We start from the raw sequence: 14,561 nt of genomic DNA, 5'->3' as shown, positions 1-14,561 counted from the left end.
GCAGGCTACAGGTAGAGGCCCGTCGAGTCCTCCGCCCCCTCCAGCCGCTCCGCGGCCACCGCGTGCAGGTCCCGCTCGCGCATCAGCACGTAGGCCACGCCCCGGACCTCCACCTCGGCACGGTCCTCGGGGTCGTAGAGGACCCGGTCGCCGGGCTCGACCGTGCGTACGCTCTGTCCGACCGCCACGACCTCGGCCCAGGCCAGCCGGCGGCCCACCGCCGCCGTCGCCGGAATGACGATGCCGCCGGTGGAGCGGCGCTCGCCCTCGGGAATGTCGGTACGCACCAGCACCCGGTCGTGGAGCATCCGGATGGGCAGCTTGTCGTGGGTCGTGTTCGTACTCACGCCACGACGTTACCCGCCCGGACGGGCCGACGGCGCCCCAGGGGGCCGCACTGCGCCCGCTACGCCCTGCGCCGCTTCGAGGAGACGGTCAGCAGCCCCAGCACGCCCACGGCCAGCATCGCCGCCGGCACGATCCGCTCCAGCCGCGGCACGCCCTCGTCCGTCACGAACTGCGACCGCACATCGGCGATGACGCGATTCGCGAACGCACAGGCCCGGCCCGCGGTGTAGTCCACCTTCGAGGCGACCTTCGCCTTCGCGTCGCCGATGATCGTGCTCGGATGCATCCGCACCCCGATCTCGTCCAGCGTCGCGGCGAGCTCGTCGCGCCTGCGGGCGATGTCCGCCTCGATCTGCGCAGGGGTCCTGGCTTCCGGCACCGCGCTGCCTCCGTCGTATCGTCAGAGTGATTTACGAGTGATGACAACAGTCTGTCAGCTCCCCCGGCGGGACGCCCCACGGCACCCCCGCCCGACGCGCTGGCTAGGCTCGGGCCCGGCACCACGCGCACCGGCGAACCACCCGAGCGACCACCCAAGCGACCCCCAGAGGAGAGCCATGAGCACGCGCCTCGCGCCCGGCGACACCGCCCCCGACTTCACCCTCCCCGACGCCGACGGGCGGCCGGTCTCGCTGGCCGACCACAAGGGCCGCAAGGTCATCGTCTACTTCTACCCCGCCGCCCTGACGCCCGGCTGCACCAAGCAGGCCTGCGACTTCACCGACAACCTCGACTTCCTCGCCGGGCACGGCTACGACGTCATCGGCGTCTCCCCGGACAAGCCCGAGAAGCTCGCGACGTTCCGCGAGAAGGAGGACCTGAAGGTCACCCTCGTCGGCGACCCCGAGAAGAAGGTCCTGGAGGCGTACGGCGCGTTCGGCGAGAAGAAGCTCTACGGCAAGACCGTGACCGGCGTCATCCGCTCCACGGTGATCGTGGACGAGGAGGGCAAGGTCGAGCGCGCCCTCTACAACGTCAAGGCCACCGGCCACGTCGCGAAGATCATCAAGGACCTGGGGCTCTGACGGACCGGGCGTCCCGCGCCCCCGCCACGTCCCCGTCCGCGTTCCCCTCCGCACCCACGTCAGCGTCCTCGTCCTCGTCCGCCGGCTGCTCCGGGGCCTCCGGCAGGTCGAGGACGGCCTGCGCGCCCCCGCCCTCCGCGGAGCCGAACTCCAGCCGCGCGCCCAGCACCGCCGCCTGCCCCACCGCGATCGTCAGCCCCAGCCCGTGCCCGGTGCCGCGCTCCGGAGCGGCCGTGCGGAACCGCCGCGGGCCCTGGCTCACCAGCTCCGGCGGATAGCCCGGGCCGTGGTCGCGGACCACGATCCGGGTGCCCTCCACCCGCACCTCGATCGGCGGCTTGCCGTGCTTGGCCGCGTTGGCCAGGACGTTCACCAGGATCCGCTCCACCCGGCGGGCGTCCGTCGTCACGATCCGGCCCTCGCCGACGACCTCCACGGCCACGTCCTGCACCCCGCGCTGGCCCCGCGCCCGCTTGACGATCCCGCGCACCAGCGACGGCAGCTCCACGGCGTCCAGCTGGGCGCTCTCCACCCCGGCGTCCAGCCGGGACACCTCCAGCAGGTCCTCCACCAGGGCCCGCAGCGTCTGCGCCCGCTCCTGCACCATCTCCACCGCCCGCGGGTGCGGCAGCAGCTCCGCCGAGGCCACCAGACCCGCCACCGGGGTCCGCAGCTCGTGCGCCACGTCCGCGGTGAACTCGCGCTCCGCCTCCACCCGGGCCGCCAGCGCCGTCGCCATCGCCCGCACCGCGCGCTCCAGCTCCGCCACCTCGTCCCGCCCGGCCGGCACCGACCCCGTACCGCCCGGCACCGGCGTCTCCCCCGCGGCGATCCGCCGCGCCTCGGCCGCGCTGTGCCGCAGCCGCCGCGACAGCCCCTGCGCCACGAACCACCCCACCACGGCCATCAGCGCCACCGTCGCCGCGCCCGCCACCAGCAGGGCCCAGTCCAGCGCCCGCTGCAGCGGATCCCGCTTGGGGTACGGCGCCTGGATCGACAGCACCTTGCCGGCCCCGACCCCCGTCGCCGCCCACACCCGCGGATCGCTGCCGCCGCTGATGTATGTGCCCGAACGCCCCTGGGCCACCGCCTTCGCCAGCGGCGCCGGCAGCTTCGCGTCGTCCAGCTGCGCGCCCAGCGACAGCTGCCCCTCCCGCTGGTACAGCTGCAGCGCCGAGCTCAGCTGGCTGTCCTGCTGCGCCCGGGCCTGCTGCTCCCGCTCCAGGCCGGAGATGTGGTGGACGGCCAGTCCCAGCACCACGACGGCCAGCGCGGTGACGGAGGAGATCGCGAGCGCGATCCGGCCGCGGATACCCATGCCCATCACGCGATCGAGTACGTCTCCGTCGTCTTCCCGGCCGGGGTCAGGCCGGTGTACGCCACCTCCAGCGAGGTGAACGCCCGCGTCCCGTCGACGTCCCGCGGCGCGGAGAGCGTCAGCCGGGCCCGGAAGGCGGTGCGCGCCGAGCCGTTGGCGCCGCTCGACACCTGGACGACCCCGGTGCCCTCGGCGCGGTCCGCGGTGTACTCGTCCCACTCGATGTCGCTGGCGACGGTGGCGCCGGTGGCACAGGTCAGGGTGATGATCTTCGGCTCCCGGAGCGGTTCGCCGTAACCGCAGTCGCGAACGACCGGCAGCTCACCGGCCGCGCCCGCCCCGCCGAAGCCCGCGGCCGCCGACCGCTCGGCCTGCTCCTCCCGCGCCTTCTGGGCCCGGGCCGTCTTGGGGGCGTCGGACACCGCGCTCGCCCGGTCCATCCCGTGGCCGACCCACACGCCCCCGAGCAGCAGCACCGCCACCCCTCCGACGACCAGCAGCAGGGTGCGCACGCCGACCCTCCGACGACGGGGTACGGCACGGTCGGTCATCGGGCTCTCTTCCTCGGTCTCTTCGTCGCTCTCCGGGTCTCCGCCCTGAGGGACGGGTAAATACGCGGACGCGTTCCCTCAAGCGGACACGCGGTTCGGACGGACCTCGTCCCTGTGACCCGCCCCACAGGGGGCAACTCCGGCCGGGCGGCCCCCACTTCGCCGGCGGGCGGTCCCGGCGGCCCCGGGTGTCCCCGCCGCCGCCCGCCCGCTACGATGGCGGCGACCGGCGGCCGTGCCGGAATTGGCCAGACGGGCTGGGTTTAGGTCCCAGTGGGCTTCTGCCCGTGTGGGTTCGAGTCCCACCGGCCGTACGTCCCGAAGGCCCGCGCCCCGGTCCCGGAGCGCGGGCCTTCGTCATGCCCCGTCGCTCAGCCCAGCAACTCCCGCACCACCGGCACCAGTCCGCGGAACGCCTCGCCGCGGTGGCTGATGGCGTTCTTCTCCTCGGCGGTCAGCTCCGCGCAGGTGCGGGTCTCGCCGAGGGGCTGGAGGACCGGGTCGTAGCCGAAGCCGCCGGTGCCGGCGGGGGTGCGGCGGAGGGTGCCGAGGAGGCGGCCCTCGACGACGCGTTCGGTGCCGTCGGGCAGGGCCAGGGCGGCTGCGCAGAAGAAGTGGGCGCCGCGGTGCTCGTCGGCGATGTCGGAGAGCTGGGCCAGCAGGAGCTCCAGGTTGGCGCGGTCGTCGCCGTGGCGGCCGGACCAGCGGGCGGAGAAGATGCCGGGCGCGCCGCCCAGGACGTCCACGCAGAGGCCGGAGTCGTCGGCCACGGCCGGCAGGCCGGTGGCGCGGGCGAGGGCGTGCGCCTTGAGGAGGGCGTTCTCGGCGAAGGTGACGCCGGTCTCCTTGACGTCGGGGACCTCGGGGTAGGCGTCGGCGCCGACGAGTTCGACGTCGAGCGCGGCGTCCGTGAGGATGCGGCGCAGCTCGACGACCTTTCCGGGGTTGCGGGTGGCGAGGATCAGGCGCTTCGTGGTGCTCATGGGGCCCGATTATCGCGGGCGTTCAACCGGTGGCCCGGCACGCCCCGGCCAGGGAGTCGACGGCCCTGGTGAGGGAGGTCACGTCGGGGCGCTCGCCGTCGCCGATGCTGTCCTGGATGTCGTCGACGGCGGCGGTGAGTTCGCCGGTCGCGTCCTTGACGTCGGAGTCGCCCTGGGTGTCGGTCTGCCGGGTGACCTTGCCCAGGTCCCGGTTGATCCGGTCGATGAACTCCTGGGCCGCCTGCGGGTCCTTGGAGTCGTCGCGGATCGCGCCGCGCAGGTCGTCGACGTCGCGTCGGAGGTCCTCGGCGAGGGAGGCGCAGTCCACCGTCTTCTTCGAGCCGGAACAGCCGGTGACGGCGGGTATCGCGAGGACGGCGGCGAGTGCCGCGACGGCGGCGGTGCGGTGACGGTGGCGCGAGGCCATGGGACGGTTCCCCTCCGGTGGGCTTCGTTGCCCTGTGCTTCCTGGGGGTACGGGCTTCCCGCCGTACCCCCGTGAATGGTAGCTACAGCGTTCGCTCCAGGGCGTCGCGCTGGGCCTCGGCGAGCCCGGCGCAGCCCTTGACGGCCAGGTCGAGGAGGGAGTCGAGCTCGGCACGGTCGAAGGGCTGGGCCTCGGCGGTGCCCTGGACCTCGACGAAGCGGCCGTCGCCGGTGCAGACGACGTTCATGTCGGTCTCGGCGCGGACGTCCTCCTCGTAGCAGAGGTCGAGGAGGGGGACGCCGCCGACGATGCCGACGCTGACGGCGGAGACGGTGCCGGTGAGCGGGTGGCGGCCGTGCTTGACGAGCTTCTTGCGCTGGGCCCAGGCGACGGCGTCGGCGAGGGCGACGTAGGCGCCGGTGATCGCGGCGGTGCGGGTGCCGCCGTCCGCCTGGAGGACGTCGCAGTCGAGGACGATCGTGTTCTCGCCGAGGGCCTTGTAGTCGATGACGGCGCGCAGGGAGCGGCCGATGAGGCGGGAGATCTCGTGGGTGCGGCCGCCGATCTTCCCGCGGACGGACTCGCGGTCGCCGCGGGTGTTGGTGGCGCGCGGCAGCATCGCGTACTCGGCCGTCACCCAGCCCTCGCCGCTGCCCTTGCGCCAGCGGGGGACGCCCTCGGTGACACTGGCGGTGCAGAAGACCTTGGTGTCGCCGAAGGAGACGAGGACGGAGCCCTCTGCGTGCTTGCTCCAGCCGCGCTGGATGGTCACGGGGCGGAGCTGGTCGGGCGTGCGGCCGTCGATGCGAGACATGCTCCCGAGCCTAATTCGTTTCTAGCGGTCGCGGTGACGCCCGAGGGCTTCACCCGGTCGTTCGAGTGCTGGGGCTGTGACACCTTTCTTGAGCCCGGCCTGTGAGGTCTACCTATAGACCGTGTGGGCAGCCCCGGCACTCGTGGTGGTGGCGGTCGCGTGGGCGCCGGGCGGATGTCTTCGCATGGCCTGGCCCTCGACGCCTCGGTACAGATCGGCAACGCTCGGCGTTCTCGCGGCTGCCACCACCTGCTCTGCTCGCTCGTTGATCTTCGTGGTGCGAGCCCGCCGCGCGGTGACCTCTCAATTCGCCCGAGCCGCTACCGAGCTCCCGTCTAGACCGAGGCCCGCGTGGCGCGCTGGTGCCACGAACGGCTAGCGAGGTGGCGGACCGGTCCTCTGGCCGAGTCCTGGAATTAGGTCGCTGCGTGGCCCGCATGCGCTCGTGACCAGCGCAAACACTCATGCTCAGGGGAGGAGCACTCTTGATCTACTGCGGTATCGACTGGGCCGAACGCACCCATGACGTCGCCTTGGTCGACGACAGCGGACAGCTGCTGGCCAAGCGTCATATCACCGACGACGCGGCCGGCTACCGGATCCTGCTGGACCTGCTCGCCGAGTACGGCGACACAGAGGAGACCCCGATCCCTGTCGCGATCGAGACGTCCCGCGGCCTGCTGGTCGCCGTGCTGCGGACCGGCAAGCGGCAAGTCTTCGCCATCAACCCGATGGCCGCCGCCCGCTACCGCGACCGCCACAGCGTCAGCCGAAAGAAGTCCGACCCCGGCGACGCCCTCGTCCTCGCGAACATCCTCCGCACGGACATGCACGCCCACCGCCCCCTGCCCGGCGACAGCGACCTGGCCCGCGCCGTCGCCGTGCTCGCCCGCGCCCAGCAGGACGCGACCTGGAACCGCCAGCAGCTCGCCAACCAGCTCCGCTCACTCCTACGCGAGTACTACCCGGCCGCCCTCGAAGCGTTCGGCGTCTGGCAAAACGGCCTGTGCCGTCCCGAGGCCCGCGAGCTCCTCAAGGCCGCCCCGACCCCGGCCCGGGCGGCCCGGCTGACGCGCCCGCAGATCACCGCCGCTCTCAAGCGCGCTGGCCGCCAGCGCGGCATCGACGCCGAAGCCGAGCGGCTCCGCGAGGTCTTCCGCGCCGACTGGGCCCACCAGCCACAGCTGGTCGAGGACGCACTCGGCAAGCAGATGCTCGCCCTCCTCGTCCAGCTCGACGCCACCTGCACCGCCGCCGACGGCCTCGCCGAGGCAGTCGAAGAGGCTTTCCCTCAGCACCCGGACGCCAAAGTGATCACTAGCTTCCCCGGTCTCGGCATCCAGCTCGGCGCCCGGGTGCTCGCCGAGATCGGGGACGACCGGGCACGCTTCGCCGACGCCCGCGGCCTCAAGGCATACGCGGGTGCCTCGCCCATCACCCGCGCGTCCGGGAAAAAGTCCAGCATCACCCGGCGGTGGGTGAAGAACGACCGCCTCAACCACGCCGGATACCTCTGGGCCTTCGCCTCCCTACGAGCATCGCCCGGGGCCATGGCCCACTATCGGCGCCGCAAAGAGCAGGGAGACTGGCACGCTGCTACCCAACGCAATCTCTTCAACCGCATGATCGGACAGCTCTACCACTGTCTCAAGAACGGCGTGCTGTTCGACGAGCAGACCGCCTTCCCCACCGAGCTCGCCGCCGCGGCTTGACGCCTTAGCGTCGCGAGGTGTCTATAGGCATGGCGAAGGGCCCCGTTCCGGTGCCGGTGCGGGGCCCTGTCGTGGTACGGCCGTGAGCTCAGCGGCTCACATCATGTCCTCGATCTCGGCGGCGATCGGGTCGGCGTCGGTGCCGATGACGACCTGGATGGCGGTGCCCATCTTGACGACGCCGTGGGCGCCGGCGGCCTTCAGCGCGGCCTCGTCGACCAGGTCGGGGTCGTTGACCTCGGTGCGGAGACGGGTGATGCAGCCCTCGATCTCCTCGATGTTGTCGAGTCCGCCGAGGCCGGCGACGATCTTCTCAGCCTTGCTGGCCATGTGCACTCCTGTTGTCTCGGCCCTCGGCGGTCCCGCCGACCGGCTTTCACACGGTAACCCACGTTCAGAGCAACTACGCGGGCGTATGTCCGTCATCTGACGAATGATGGCGGCCACCGGGCCCTGCGCTCCGGACGGACCGAATCGCACCCCTCAGTGGTCTACACCAGTATGCCAGCCGGGAGGACACGGATGAGCGCGGAGGCCGCGACGGGACGCGGGCGCAAGGCCCTGCAGGGGCTGCTGCAGGGCCTGCAGAAGATGGGCCGCAGTCTCCAGCTGCCGATCGCGGTGCTCCCGGCCGCCGGGATCCTCAACCGGCTGGGGCAGCCGGACGTCTTCGGCAAGGACGGCCTGGGCTGGACGGACGTGGCGAAGGTCTTCGCCGGCGCGGGCGGCGCGCTGCTGGACTCCGCGCTGGGGCTGCCGCTGCTGTTCTGCGTGGGCGTGGCCATCGGCATGGCGAAGAAGGCGGACGGTTCGACGGCGCTGGCCGCGGTGGTGGCCTTCCTCGTCTACTTCTCCGTCCTCCACCAGTTCCCCGAGGACTGCCCGCGCACGGCGAAGTTCGAGGGCGCGGGGCTGTGGAGCGGGGTGTGCGTCTCGGGGTCGGGCGCGGCGACGCTCGCCGGCTTCCAGAACCCCGGCATCTTCGGCGGCATCGTGATCGGGCTGCTGAGCGCCTGGTTCTGGGTGCGCTTCCACCGGGTGCGGCTGGTGGACTGGCTGGGCTTCTTCAACGGCCGCCGGCTCGTCCCGATCATGATGTCGTTCGTGGCGCTGGTCTTCGCCGTCGTCTGCCTCTTCATCTGGCCGCCGGTCGGCGACGGGCTGACGCGCTTCAGCCGGTGGCTGACCGACCTGGGGCCGACGGGCTCGGGCGTCTTCGGGCTGGCGAACCGGGGGCTGCTGGTGGTGGGGCTGCACCAGTTCCTCAACACCTTCATGTGGTTCCAGTTCGGCTCGTTCACCAAGCCGGACGGGACGGTGGTGCACGGCGACATCAACCGCTTCCTGGCGGGCGACCCGACGGCCGGGCAGTTCACCTCCGGCTTCTTCCCGGTCATGATGTTCGCCCTGCCCGCGGCGGCCCTGGCGATCACGCACACCGCCCGGCCGGAGAACCGGAAGATGGTCGGCGGCATGATGCTGTCGGTGGCCCTGACGTCCTTCGTGACGGGCGTGACGGAGCCGATCGAGTACTCCTTCCTCTTCATCGCCCCGGCGCTGTACGCGCTGCACGCGGTGCTGACCGGGGTGTCGATGGCCGTGACGTGGGCACTGGGCGTACACGACGGATTCAGCTTCTCGGCGGGCCTGATCGACTACGTGATCAACTGGGGCCTGGCGACGCGGCCCTGGCTGATCATCCCCATCGGCTTCGCGTTCGCGATCGTCTATTACGTGGTGTTCCGCTTCGCGATCGCCACGTTCGACCTGCCGACGCCCGGGCGTGAACCGGAGGACGTCGCGCGGGAGATGGAGCGCGAGAAGGTGGAGTAGTCCGGGCGGTCCAGGGCCGTTTGGTCCCGGTTGTTCTGTGAGCCGCCCCACACCTCCCGTGTGTCACAGGCCACCGCTGTTGACGGATTCCTTTATGCCCGCTTCACGTGCTACAACAGGTCTAAACCACAAGTGGTGTAGACCAAATTAAGCGGGCCATCTCCCCCTCGATCCCCCGATCTTTCGAGTGCCCGCCTCACCTGGAGGAATCCGATGAGTACGGCTAGCGACGCCGCGGCCGAGAAAAAGGGCTTCGGAAAAAGCGCGATGGCGGTGGCCCAGCGTATCGGCCGCAGCCTCATGCTGCCGGTGGCGGTGCTTCCCGCGGCCGCGCTGATGGTCCGCCTCGGCCAGGACGACTTGCTGGGCAAGAAGTCGCTCCCCCACTTCCTGAACAAGATCGCCGAGTTCCTGGCAGCGGGTGGCGGCGCCATCATCAACAACATGGCGCTGCTGTTCGCGGTCGGCGTCGCCATCGGCTTCGCCAAGAAGTCGGACGGCTCGACGGCGCTGGCGGCCGTGGCCGGCTACCTCGTCTTCCAGAAGGTGCTGGCCACCTTCAAGGACGGGAGCCTGCCGCAGGTCGAGGCCGTCGTCGACCACAAGGTCGCCCTGGTGAACCAGGACGTCGACGCGAAGGTCCTCGGCGGCATCGTGATGGGCCTCGTGGTCGCGCTGATCTACCAGCGCTTCTACCGCACCAAACTGCCCGACTGGGCGGGCTTCTTCGGCGGCCGCCGGCTCGTGCCGATCCTGTCCTCCTTCGCCGGCCTCTTCATCGGCATCGCCTTCGGCTACGTCTGGCCCGTGCTCGGCAAGGGGCTGCACAACTTCGGTGAGTGGCTGGTCGGTTCGGGCGCCGTCGGCGCGGGCATCTTCGGTGTCGCCAACCGGGGTCTGATCCCCATCGGCATGCACCACCTGCTGAACTCCTTCCCCTGGTTCCAGGCCGGTTCGTTCGACGGCCCGAAGGGCGCCGTCAGCGGCGACATCGCGCGCTTCCTCGCCAAGGACCCCAGCGCCGGCCAGTTCATGACCGGCTTCTTCCCGATCATGATGTTCGCCCTGCCGGCCGCCTGCCTGGCGATCGTGCACTGCGCCCGTCCGGAGAACCGCAAGGTCGTCGGCGGCATGATGTTCTCGCTCGCCCTCACCGCGTTCGTCACCGGTGTCACCGAGCCGATCGAGTTCACCTTCATGTTCGTCGCGCCGGTGCTGTACGCCGTGCACGCGGTGCTCACCGGTGTCTCGATGGCCCTGACGTGGGCGCTCGGCATGAAGGACGGCTTCGGCTTCTCGGCCGGTGCGATCGACTTCCTGCTGAACTGGGGCATCGCCAGCAAGCCGTGGATGCTGATCCTGGTGGGGCTGTGCTTCGCGGTGATCTACTACGTGGTCTTCCGCTTCGCGATCACCAAGTTCAACTTGATGACGCCGGGGCGGGAGGTGGATCCGGAGTTTGCGGAGGCGGCGAAGGGGGTTGCTGCTGCGGCGGAGGCGAAGCCGGGGAAGGGCTCGAAGGCTGCGAAGTCTTCGACGTCTGCCAAGCCCGCGAAGTCTGCGAAGTCTGCGAAGTCTCAGGAGTCCGTGAAGGACGCCGCGTCCGCGAAGGACGCGAAGGCCGCTCCTGCGGCCAAGTCCAAGGGCTGACGTCCTCGGCCCGATCCCCCCGGAAGCCTCGCGTTCCCGGGGGGATTCGCGTTTTCCCGCCCCGGCCCCGCCCCTTCACCGTTTCTCAGGGGCTGCGCCCCTTCCACCCTCCCGGCCCCGGCCCAGGTCGCGCTCCGCGCGGCGGGCGGGGGCTGCGCCCCTTCCCCTTCCCGGGGCGCGGAGCCGGGGCCGTGCCCGCGCTCCGCGCGGTGGCGGGGGCTGCGCCCCCTGCACCCCCCTGATCGCGGCTCCGCCGCTCGTCCTCAAACGCCGGACGGGCTGGAATCAGCCCGTCCTGGGGGTACCCCCTCCGGGGGAGCTTGAGGACGACCGCGCGGAGCGCGGTTGCGGGGTCCGGGGCGGAGCCCCGAAGCAGGAGCCAGGGACGCAGCCCCAGTGGAGTGCAGGGGCGGAGCCCCGCGGGTCCAGGGGGCGAAGCCCCCGGTGGGGCGCAGGGGAAGCCCCCGCCTCGCCCCCTCGGAGTGCGGGGCGAAGCCCGCGGGGTCCAGGGGCACAGCCCCGCAGGGCCCAGGGGGCGAAGCCCCCGCACGCCGCGCGGCGGCGCGGGCCGGGGCCGGGGCGGAGCCCCGGGAGAAAGGGTGAAAGGGCGGGTCCGGGGCGAGTCACACCTCGTAGACGGCCCCGGCGTGGGCGAGCTCCGCAGGGCCCTCGTAGACGGAGCGCGCGTCGCGCAGGTTCGTCAACGGATCGGTCCACGGCGGGATGTGCGTGAGCACGAGGCGCCCCACGCGCGCACCGGCCGCGATGCGCCCGGCCTCGAGCCCGTTCAGATGCAGATCGGGAATGTCTTCCTTCCCGTGCGTGAACGACGCCTCGCACAGCAGCAGATCCGCGTCCTTCGCCAATGCGTTGATCGCCTCGCAGGGCCCCGTGTCCCCGGAGTAGACGACGGCCGAACCCCCGTGCTCCACCCGGAAGGCGAACGCCTCCACGGGGTGGTTGACGCGGTCGGTGAAGACCGTGAAGGGCCCCAGCGAGAAGGAGCCGGGTTCCAGCGTGCGGAAGTCGAAGACCTCGCTCATGCACGCCTCGTCCGGCACGTCCCCGTACGCGGTGAGCAGCCGCTCCTCCGTGCCGGCGGGCCCGTGGACGGGGATCGCCCCGGCCCGTCCGCCGTCGTGCCGGTAGTAACGGGCGACGAAGTAGCCGCACATGTCGATGCAGTGGTCGGGATGCAGGTGCGACAGCAGCACGGCGTCGAGGTCGTAGAGCCCGATGTGGCGCTGGAGCTCACCGAGGGCTCCGTTGCCCATGTCGAGGAGCAGCCGGTAGCCGTCGGCCTCCACGAGGTAGCTCGAACAGGCCGACTCCGTGGACGGGAACGACCCGGCGCATCCGACGACGGTGAGCTTCATGCGGGCCTGAACCTCCGTGGGCCGGTGACGGGGGGCTGGGGGCCATGCGGTGCGTCCGAGGGTAAGGCGGGAACGGAGCGCCCGCTCCTCGGAGGGCTGGGTGTGTGGCTGGAATCACCAGGACAATCAACCGGACAGCGGACCGGAACGGACCGGCGGTGGACCGGACGCGCGCAGGGCCCCGCCCGCACCCCGGAAGGTGCGGGCGGGGCCCTGCGCGCGGAGACCGCCCGGCCGCTAGAGCGGCCGCAGCTTCTCGGCGCGGTCGAGGGTGTCCATGAAGCGCCGGAAGCGCTCCGCGGACTCCTTGCTTCCGGCCGTCACCGTGAACTCCTCGGGCGACATGAAGGCCGCCAGCCGTTCACGCGTCTCAGGGGCGAGCGCATCCCATGCCGCCCGATCCAGCCGTGACTGCGCCGCAGCTTCCGCACTGCCAGTTTCCATTGTTGAGTTGCCTCATGTCCGAAGATCCACATGCGGGACAGTTCATGTGTGTCTCCCGGGATGATGTCAGTCGGCCGCCAACATCGGTAGGGGCGGCCTCAGGCCCATAGCCGGCCGTGCAGGGCGGCCACGGCCGCCTCGGTGGTCGGCGCGGTGTACACGCCGGTGGACAGGTATTTCCAGCCGCCGTCGGCGACGACGAAGGCGATGTCGGCGCGCTCCCCCGCCCGTACGGCCTTGCGCGCGACGCCGAGGGCGGCGTGCAGGACGGCGCCGGTGGAGACGCCCGCGAAGATACCCTCCTCGGCGAGGAGTTCACGGGTGCGCCGGACGGCGTCCTCCGAGCCGACGGAGAAGCGGGTGGTGAGGACCTTCTCGTCGTAGAGCTCGGGGACGAAGCCCTCGTCGAGGTTGCGCAGGCCGTAGACGAGATCGTCGTAGCGGGGCTCGGCGGCGACGATCCGCACGTCCGGCACGTGCTCGCGCAGATAGCGTCCGACGCCCATCAGGGTGCCGGTGGTGCCGAGCCCCGCGACGAAGTGGGTGATCTCCGGGAGGTCGGCGAGGATCTCGGGGCCGGTGGTGGCGTAGTGGGCCCCGGCGTTGTCGGGGTTGCCGTACTGGTAGAGCATCACCCAGTCGGGATGCTCCGCGGCCAGCTCCTTGGCCATCCGCACGGCCGTGTTGGAGCCCCCGGCGGCCGGCGAGGAGATGATCTCCGCGCCCCACATGGCGAGCAGCTGCCGCCGCTCCTCGCTGGTGTTCTCCGGCATGACGCAGACGATGCGGTAGCCCTTGAGCCGGGCGGCCATGGCCAGGGAGATGCCGGTGTTGCCCGAGGTGGGTTCGAGGATGGTGCACCCCGGGGTCAGCCGGCCGGCCCGCTCGGCCTGTTCGATCATGTGCAGGGCGGGGCGGTCCTTGACGGAACCGGTCGGGTTGCGGTCCTCCAGCTTGGCCCAGACGCGCACGTCCTCGGACGGCGAGAGGCGGGGCAGCCGGACGAGCGGGGTGTTGCCGACCGCCGCCAGGGGGCTCTCGTAGCGCATCGCGCTCCTAGGCCCTTCCGCCGGCGACGGCCGGGAGGATCGTCACGCTGTCGCCGTCGCCCAGCTCGGTGGCGATGCCGCCGAGGAAGCGGACGTCCTCGTCGTTGAGGTAGACGTTGACGAAGCGGCGCAGCTCGCCCCGGTCGTCGACGAGCCGCTCGCGGATGCCCGCGTGCCGGCTCTCCAGGTCGGTGAAGAGCTCGTCGAGCGTGGCGCCGCTGCCCTCGACTGCCTTCTTTCCGTCGGTGTAGGTGCGGAGGATGGTCGGGATGCGGACCTCGATGGCCATGGGTCGTGCTCCTCGTGAAGGGGGTTCTCTGCGGGGCAACCTCGGGCGCATGCTATCGATTCCCTGTACAGCACCCGTAAGTTCGTACCGGACGGACGCGGCTCAGCGGGCGTCGACGACCCGGACCTCCTCCTCCGTGATCACGCCGTCCACGATCCGGAAGGAACGGAACTGGAACGGTCCCGCGCCGTCCTTGTCCGCCGTCGAGACCAGGACGTAGTGGGCCCCGGGTTCGTTGGCGTACGAGACGTCGGTGCGGGAGGGGTACGCCTCGGTGGCGGTGTGCGAGTGGTAGATGACGACCGGCTCCTCGTCGCGGTCGTCCATCTCCCGGTAGAGCCGCAGCAGATCGGCCGAGTCGAACTCGTAGAACGTGGGCGACCGCGCGGCGTTGAGCATCGGGATGAAGCGCTCCGGCCGGTCGCTGCCCGCGGGGCCCGCGACCACCCCGCACGCCTCGTCGGGGTGGTCGGCGCGGGCGTGCGCGACGATCCTGTCGTAGAGGTCCTGGGTGAGCGTCAGCATGCGGTCAGCTTAGTTCGCGCGGCAGTTGCGGCCCCCCGGGGCCTCATTGACGCGTGCGCCCCGGCCGGGACGCCGCCGATGACGCCGCCGATGCCGTGGACGCCCGGCTCCGCGCGGGCCGTTGGCGCCCGGCTCCGCGAACGTCCCGCCCCGTACGGCCCGCTGGGCGCACCCGCGCAAGGGGCCGGACCGGGCGGGGAAGGGGCCGGGCGGGGGA

17 protein-coding genes and 1 tRNA gene are annotated in these 14,561 nt (G+C 71.6%); 5 read left to right on the top strand and 13 right to left on the bottom strand.

Going from position 1 to position 14,561, the window contains the following annotated elements; translation table 11 throughout:
* Positions 1-5 precede the first annotated feature (5 nt).
* Both AC230_RS29210 and AC230_RS29205 read right to left on the bottom strand, forming a co-directional pair.
* On the bottom strand, positions 6-308 hold the full coding sequence (locus AC230_RS29210; protein ID WP_049719557.1) for a GroES family chaperonin: 303 nt from the start codon (positions 306-308) through the stop codon (positions 6-8).
* A gap of 98 nt (positions 309-406) precedes the next feature.
* On the bottom strand, positions 407-727 hold the full coding sequence (locus tag AC230_RS29205; protein ID WP_049719330.1) for a DUF3618 domain-containing protein: 321 nt from the start codon (positions 725-727) through the stop codon (positions 407-409).
* Between the two features lie 178 nt (positions 728-905).
* On the opposite strand from AC230_RS29205, the gene bcp reads away from it, so the two are divergent.
* A complete protein-coding gene (gene bcp / locus AC230_RS29200) occupies positions 906-1,373 on the top strand; it encodes a thioredoxin-dependent thiol peroxidase (RefSeq protein WP_049719329.1) in 468 nt (155 codons plus the stop codon).
* Here the strand turns inward: bcp and AC230_RS29195 are convergent.
* Both AC230_RS29195 and AC230_RS29190 read right to left on the bottom strand, forming a co-directional pair.
* The gene (locus tag AC230_RS29195; RefSeq protein ID WP_241833397.1) at positions 1,354-2,697 is read right to left on the bottom strand and encodes a HAMP domain-containing sensor histidine kinase; all 1,344 of its coding nucleotides are present in this window, start codon (positions 2,695-2,697) and stop codon (positions 1,354-1,356) included. The genes bcp and AC230_RS29195 overlap by 20 nt on opposite strands.
* On the bottom strand, positions 2,697-3,242 hold the full coding sequence (locus AC230_RS29190; protein WP_078871659.1) for a hypothetical protein: 546 nt from the start codon (positions 3,240-3,242) through the stop codon (positions 2,697-2,699). The genes AC230_RS29195 and AC230_RS29190 overlap by 1 nt, the downstream gene beginning before the upstream one ends.
* 229 nt (positions 3,243-3,471) lie before the next feature.
* On the opposite strand from AC230_RS29190, the gene AC230_RS29185 reads away from it, so the two are divergent.
* Positions 3,472-3,556 (top strand) — tRNA-Leu (locus AC230_RS29185).
* A gap of 57 nt (positions 3,557-3,613) precedes the next feature.
* On the opposite strand, the gene rdgB is transcribed toward AC230_RS29185, so the two are convergent.
* The 3 genes from rdgB to rph form a co-directional block, all read right to left on the bottom strand.
* The gene (gene rdgB, locus AC230_RS29180) at positions 3,614-4,225 is read right to left on the bottom strand and encodes an RdgB/HAM1 family non-canonical purine NTP pyrophosphatase (protein ID WP_049719327.1); all 612 of its coding nucleotides are present in this window, start codon (positions 4,223-4,225) and stop codon (positions 3,614-3,616) included.
* Positions 4,226-4,247: 22 nt separating this feature from the next.
* Positions 4,248-4,652, bottom strand: a complete 405-nt coding sequence (locus AC230_RS29175; protein ID WP_049719326.1) for a hypothetical protein — start codon at positions 4,650-4,652, stop codon at positions 4,248-4,250.
* 82 nt (positions 4,653-4,734) lie between these two features.
* Positions 4,735-5,466, bottom strand: a complete 732-nt coding sequence (gene rph / locus AC230_RS29170) for a ribonuclease PH (protein ID WP_049719325.1) — start codon at positions 5,464-5,466, stop codon at positions 4,735-4,737.
* A gap of 464 nt (positions 5,467-5,930) precedes the next feature.
* On the opposite strand from rph, the gene AC230_RS29165 reads away from it, so the two are divergent.
* Positions 5,931-7,178, top strand: coding sequence for an IS110 family RNA-guided transposase (locus AC230_RS29165; protein ID WP_049719324.1), 1,248 nt, complete (start codon positions 5,931-5,933; stop codon positions 7,176-7,178).
* A 96-nt stretch (positions 7,179-7,274) separates the two neighbouring features.
* On the opposite strand, the gene AC230_RS29160 is transcribed toward AC230_RS29165, so the two are convergent.
* Positions 7,275-7,604, bottom strand: coding sequence for a PTS sugar transporter subunit IIB (locus tag AC230_RS29160; protein WP_078871657.1), 330 nt, complete (start codon positions 7,602-7,604; stop codon positions 7,275-7,277).
* Positions 7,605-7,700: 96 nt separating this feature from the next.
* Here AC230_RS29160 and AC230_RS29155 point away from each other — a divergent pair, with 96 nt between their 5' ends.
* Both AC230_RS29155 and AC230_RS29150 read left to right on the top strand, forming a co-directional pair.
* Positions 7,701-9,011 (top strand): PTS transporter subunit EIIC, encoded by a 1,311-nt coding sequence (locus AC230_RS29155; RefSeq protein ID WP_049719322.1) that lies wholly within the window; start codon positions 7,701-7,703, stop codon positions 9,009-9,011.
* 213 nt (positions 9,012-9,224) lie between these two features.
* Positions 9,225-10,661: a PTS transporter subunit EIIC gene (locus tag AC230_RS29150; RefSeq protein WP_049719321.1), complete on the top strand. Its 1,437-nt coding sequence runs from the start codon at positions 9,225-9,227 to the stop codon at positions 10,659-10,661.
* A gap of 623 nt (positions 10,662-11,284) precedes the next feature.
* Here the strand turns inward: AC230_RS29150 and AC230_RS29145 are convergent.
* The 5 genes from AC230_RS29145 to AC230_RS29130 form a co-directional block, all read right to left on the bottom strand.
* Complete coding sequence (locus AC230_RS29145; RefSeq protein ID WP_049719320.1) at positions 11,285-12,037, bottom strand: MBL fold metallo-hydrolase; 753 nt, start codon at positions 12,035-12,037, stop codon at positions 11,285-11,287.
* A 370-nt stretch (positions 12,038-12,407) separates the two neighbouring features.
* Positions 12,408-12,551 (bottom strand): hypothetical protein, encoded by a 144-nt coding sequence (locus AC230_RS34785; RefSeq protein WP_422125658.1) that lies wholly within the window; start codon positions 12,549-12,551, stop codon positions 12,408-12,410.
* Positions 12,552-12,579: 28 nt separating this feature from the next.
* Positions 12,580-13,530 carry a PLP-dependent cysteine synthase family protein gene (locus AC230_RS29140; RefSeq protein ID WP_049719319.1) on the bottom strand — a complete coding sequence of 317 codons (951 nt, stop codon included), beginning with the start codon at positions 13,528-13,530 and terminating at the stop codon, positions 12,580-12,582.
* A gap of 7 nt (positions 13,531-13,537) precedes the next feature.
* On the bottom strand, positions 13,538-13,819 hold the full coding sequence (locus AC230_RS29135) for a MoaD/ThiS family protein (protein WP_049719318.1): 282 nt from the start codon (positions 13,817-13,819) through the stop codon (positions 13,538-13,540).
* Positions 13,820-13,921: 102 nt separating this feature from the next.
* Positions 13,922-14,344 carry a M67 family metallopeptidase gene (locus tag AC230_RS29130; RefSeq protein ID WP_049719317.1) on the bottom strand — a complete coding sequence of 141 codons (423 nt, stop codon included), beginning with the start codon at positions 14,342-14,344 and terminating at the stop codon, positions 13,922-13,924.
* Between the last annotated feature and the right edge of the window lie 217 nt (positions 14,345-14,561).

The sequence above is a fragment of the Streptomyces caatingaensis genome (genome assembly GCF_001187435.1).
GTDB classification, from domain to species: domain Bacteria; phylum Actinomycetota; class Actinomycetes; order Streptomycetales; family Streptomycetaceae; genus Streptomyces; species Streptomyces caatingaensis.
The sequence above is the reverse complement of the archived record's forward strand: the minus strand, read 5'-3'. Positions and strand labels throughout refer to the sequence as shown.

Coding starts and splice junctions, on each gene's coding strand:
- rph (WP_049719325.1), bottom strand. CDS start 5,466: ATGTCTCGCATCGACGGCCGCACGCCCGACCAGCTCCGCCCCGTGACC.
- AC230_RS29190 (WP_078871659.1), bottom strand. CDS start 3,242: ATGACCGACCGTGCCGTACCCCGTCGTCGGAGGGTCGGCGTGCGCACC.
- rdgB (WP_049719327.1), bottom strand. CDS start 4,225: ATGAGCACCACGAAGCGCCTGATCCTCGCCACCCGCAACCCCGGAAAG.
- AC230_RS29150 (WP_049719321.1), top strand. CDS start 9,225: ATGAGTACGGCTAGCGACGCCGCGGCCGAGAAAAAGGGCTTCGGAAAA.
- AC230_RS29165 (WP_049719324.1), top strand. CDS start 5,931: ATGCTCAGGGGAGGAGCACTCTTGATCTACTGCGGTATCGACTGGGCC.
- bcp (WP_049719329.1), top strand. CDS start 906: ATGAGCACGCGCCTCGCGCCCGGCGACACCGCCCCCGACTTCACCCTC.
- AC230_RS29210 (WP_049719557.1), bottom strand. CDS start 308: ATGCTCCACGACCGGGTGCTGGTGCGTACCGACATTCCCGAGGGCGAG.
- AC230_RS29140 (WP_049719319.1), bottom strand. CDS start 13,530: ATGCGCTACGAGAGCCCCCTGGCGGCGGTCGGCAACACCCCGCTCGTC.
- AC230_RS29155 (WP_049719322.1), top strand. CDS start 7,701: ATGAGCGCGGAGGCCGCGACGGGACGCGGGCGCAAGGCCCTGCAGGGG.
- AC230_RS29130 (WP_049719317.1), bottom strand. CDS start 14,344: ATGCTGACGCTCACCCAGGACCTCTACGACAGGATCGTCGCGCACGCC.
- AC230_RS29195 (WP_241833397.1), bottom strand. CDS start 2,697: ATGGGCATGGGTATCCGCGGCCGGATCGCGCTCGCGATCTCCTCCGTC.
- AC230_RS29160 (WP_078871657.1), bottom strand. CDS start 7,604: ATGACGGACATACGCCCGCGTAGTTGCTCTGAACGTGGGTTACCGTGT.
- AC230_RS29135 (WP_049719318.1), bottom strand. CDS start 13,819: ATGGCCATCGAGGTCCGCATCCCGACCATCCTCCGCACCTACACCGAC.
- AC230_RS29145 (WP_049719320.1), bottom strand. CDS start 12,037: ATGAAGCTCACCGTCGTCGGATGCGCCGGGTCGTTCCCGTCCACGGAG.
- AC230_RS29175 (WP_049719326.1), bottom strand. CDS start 4,652: ATGGCCTCGCGCCACCGTCACCGCACCGCCGCCGTCGCGGCACTCGCC.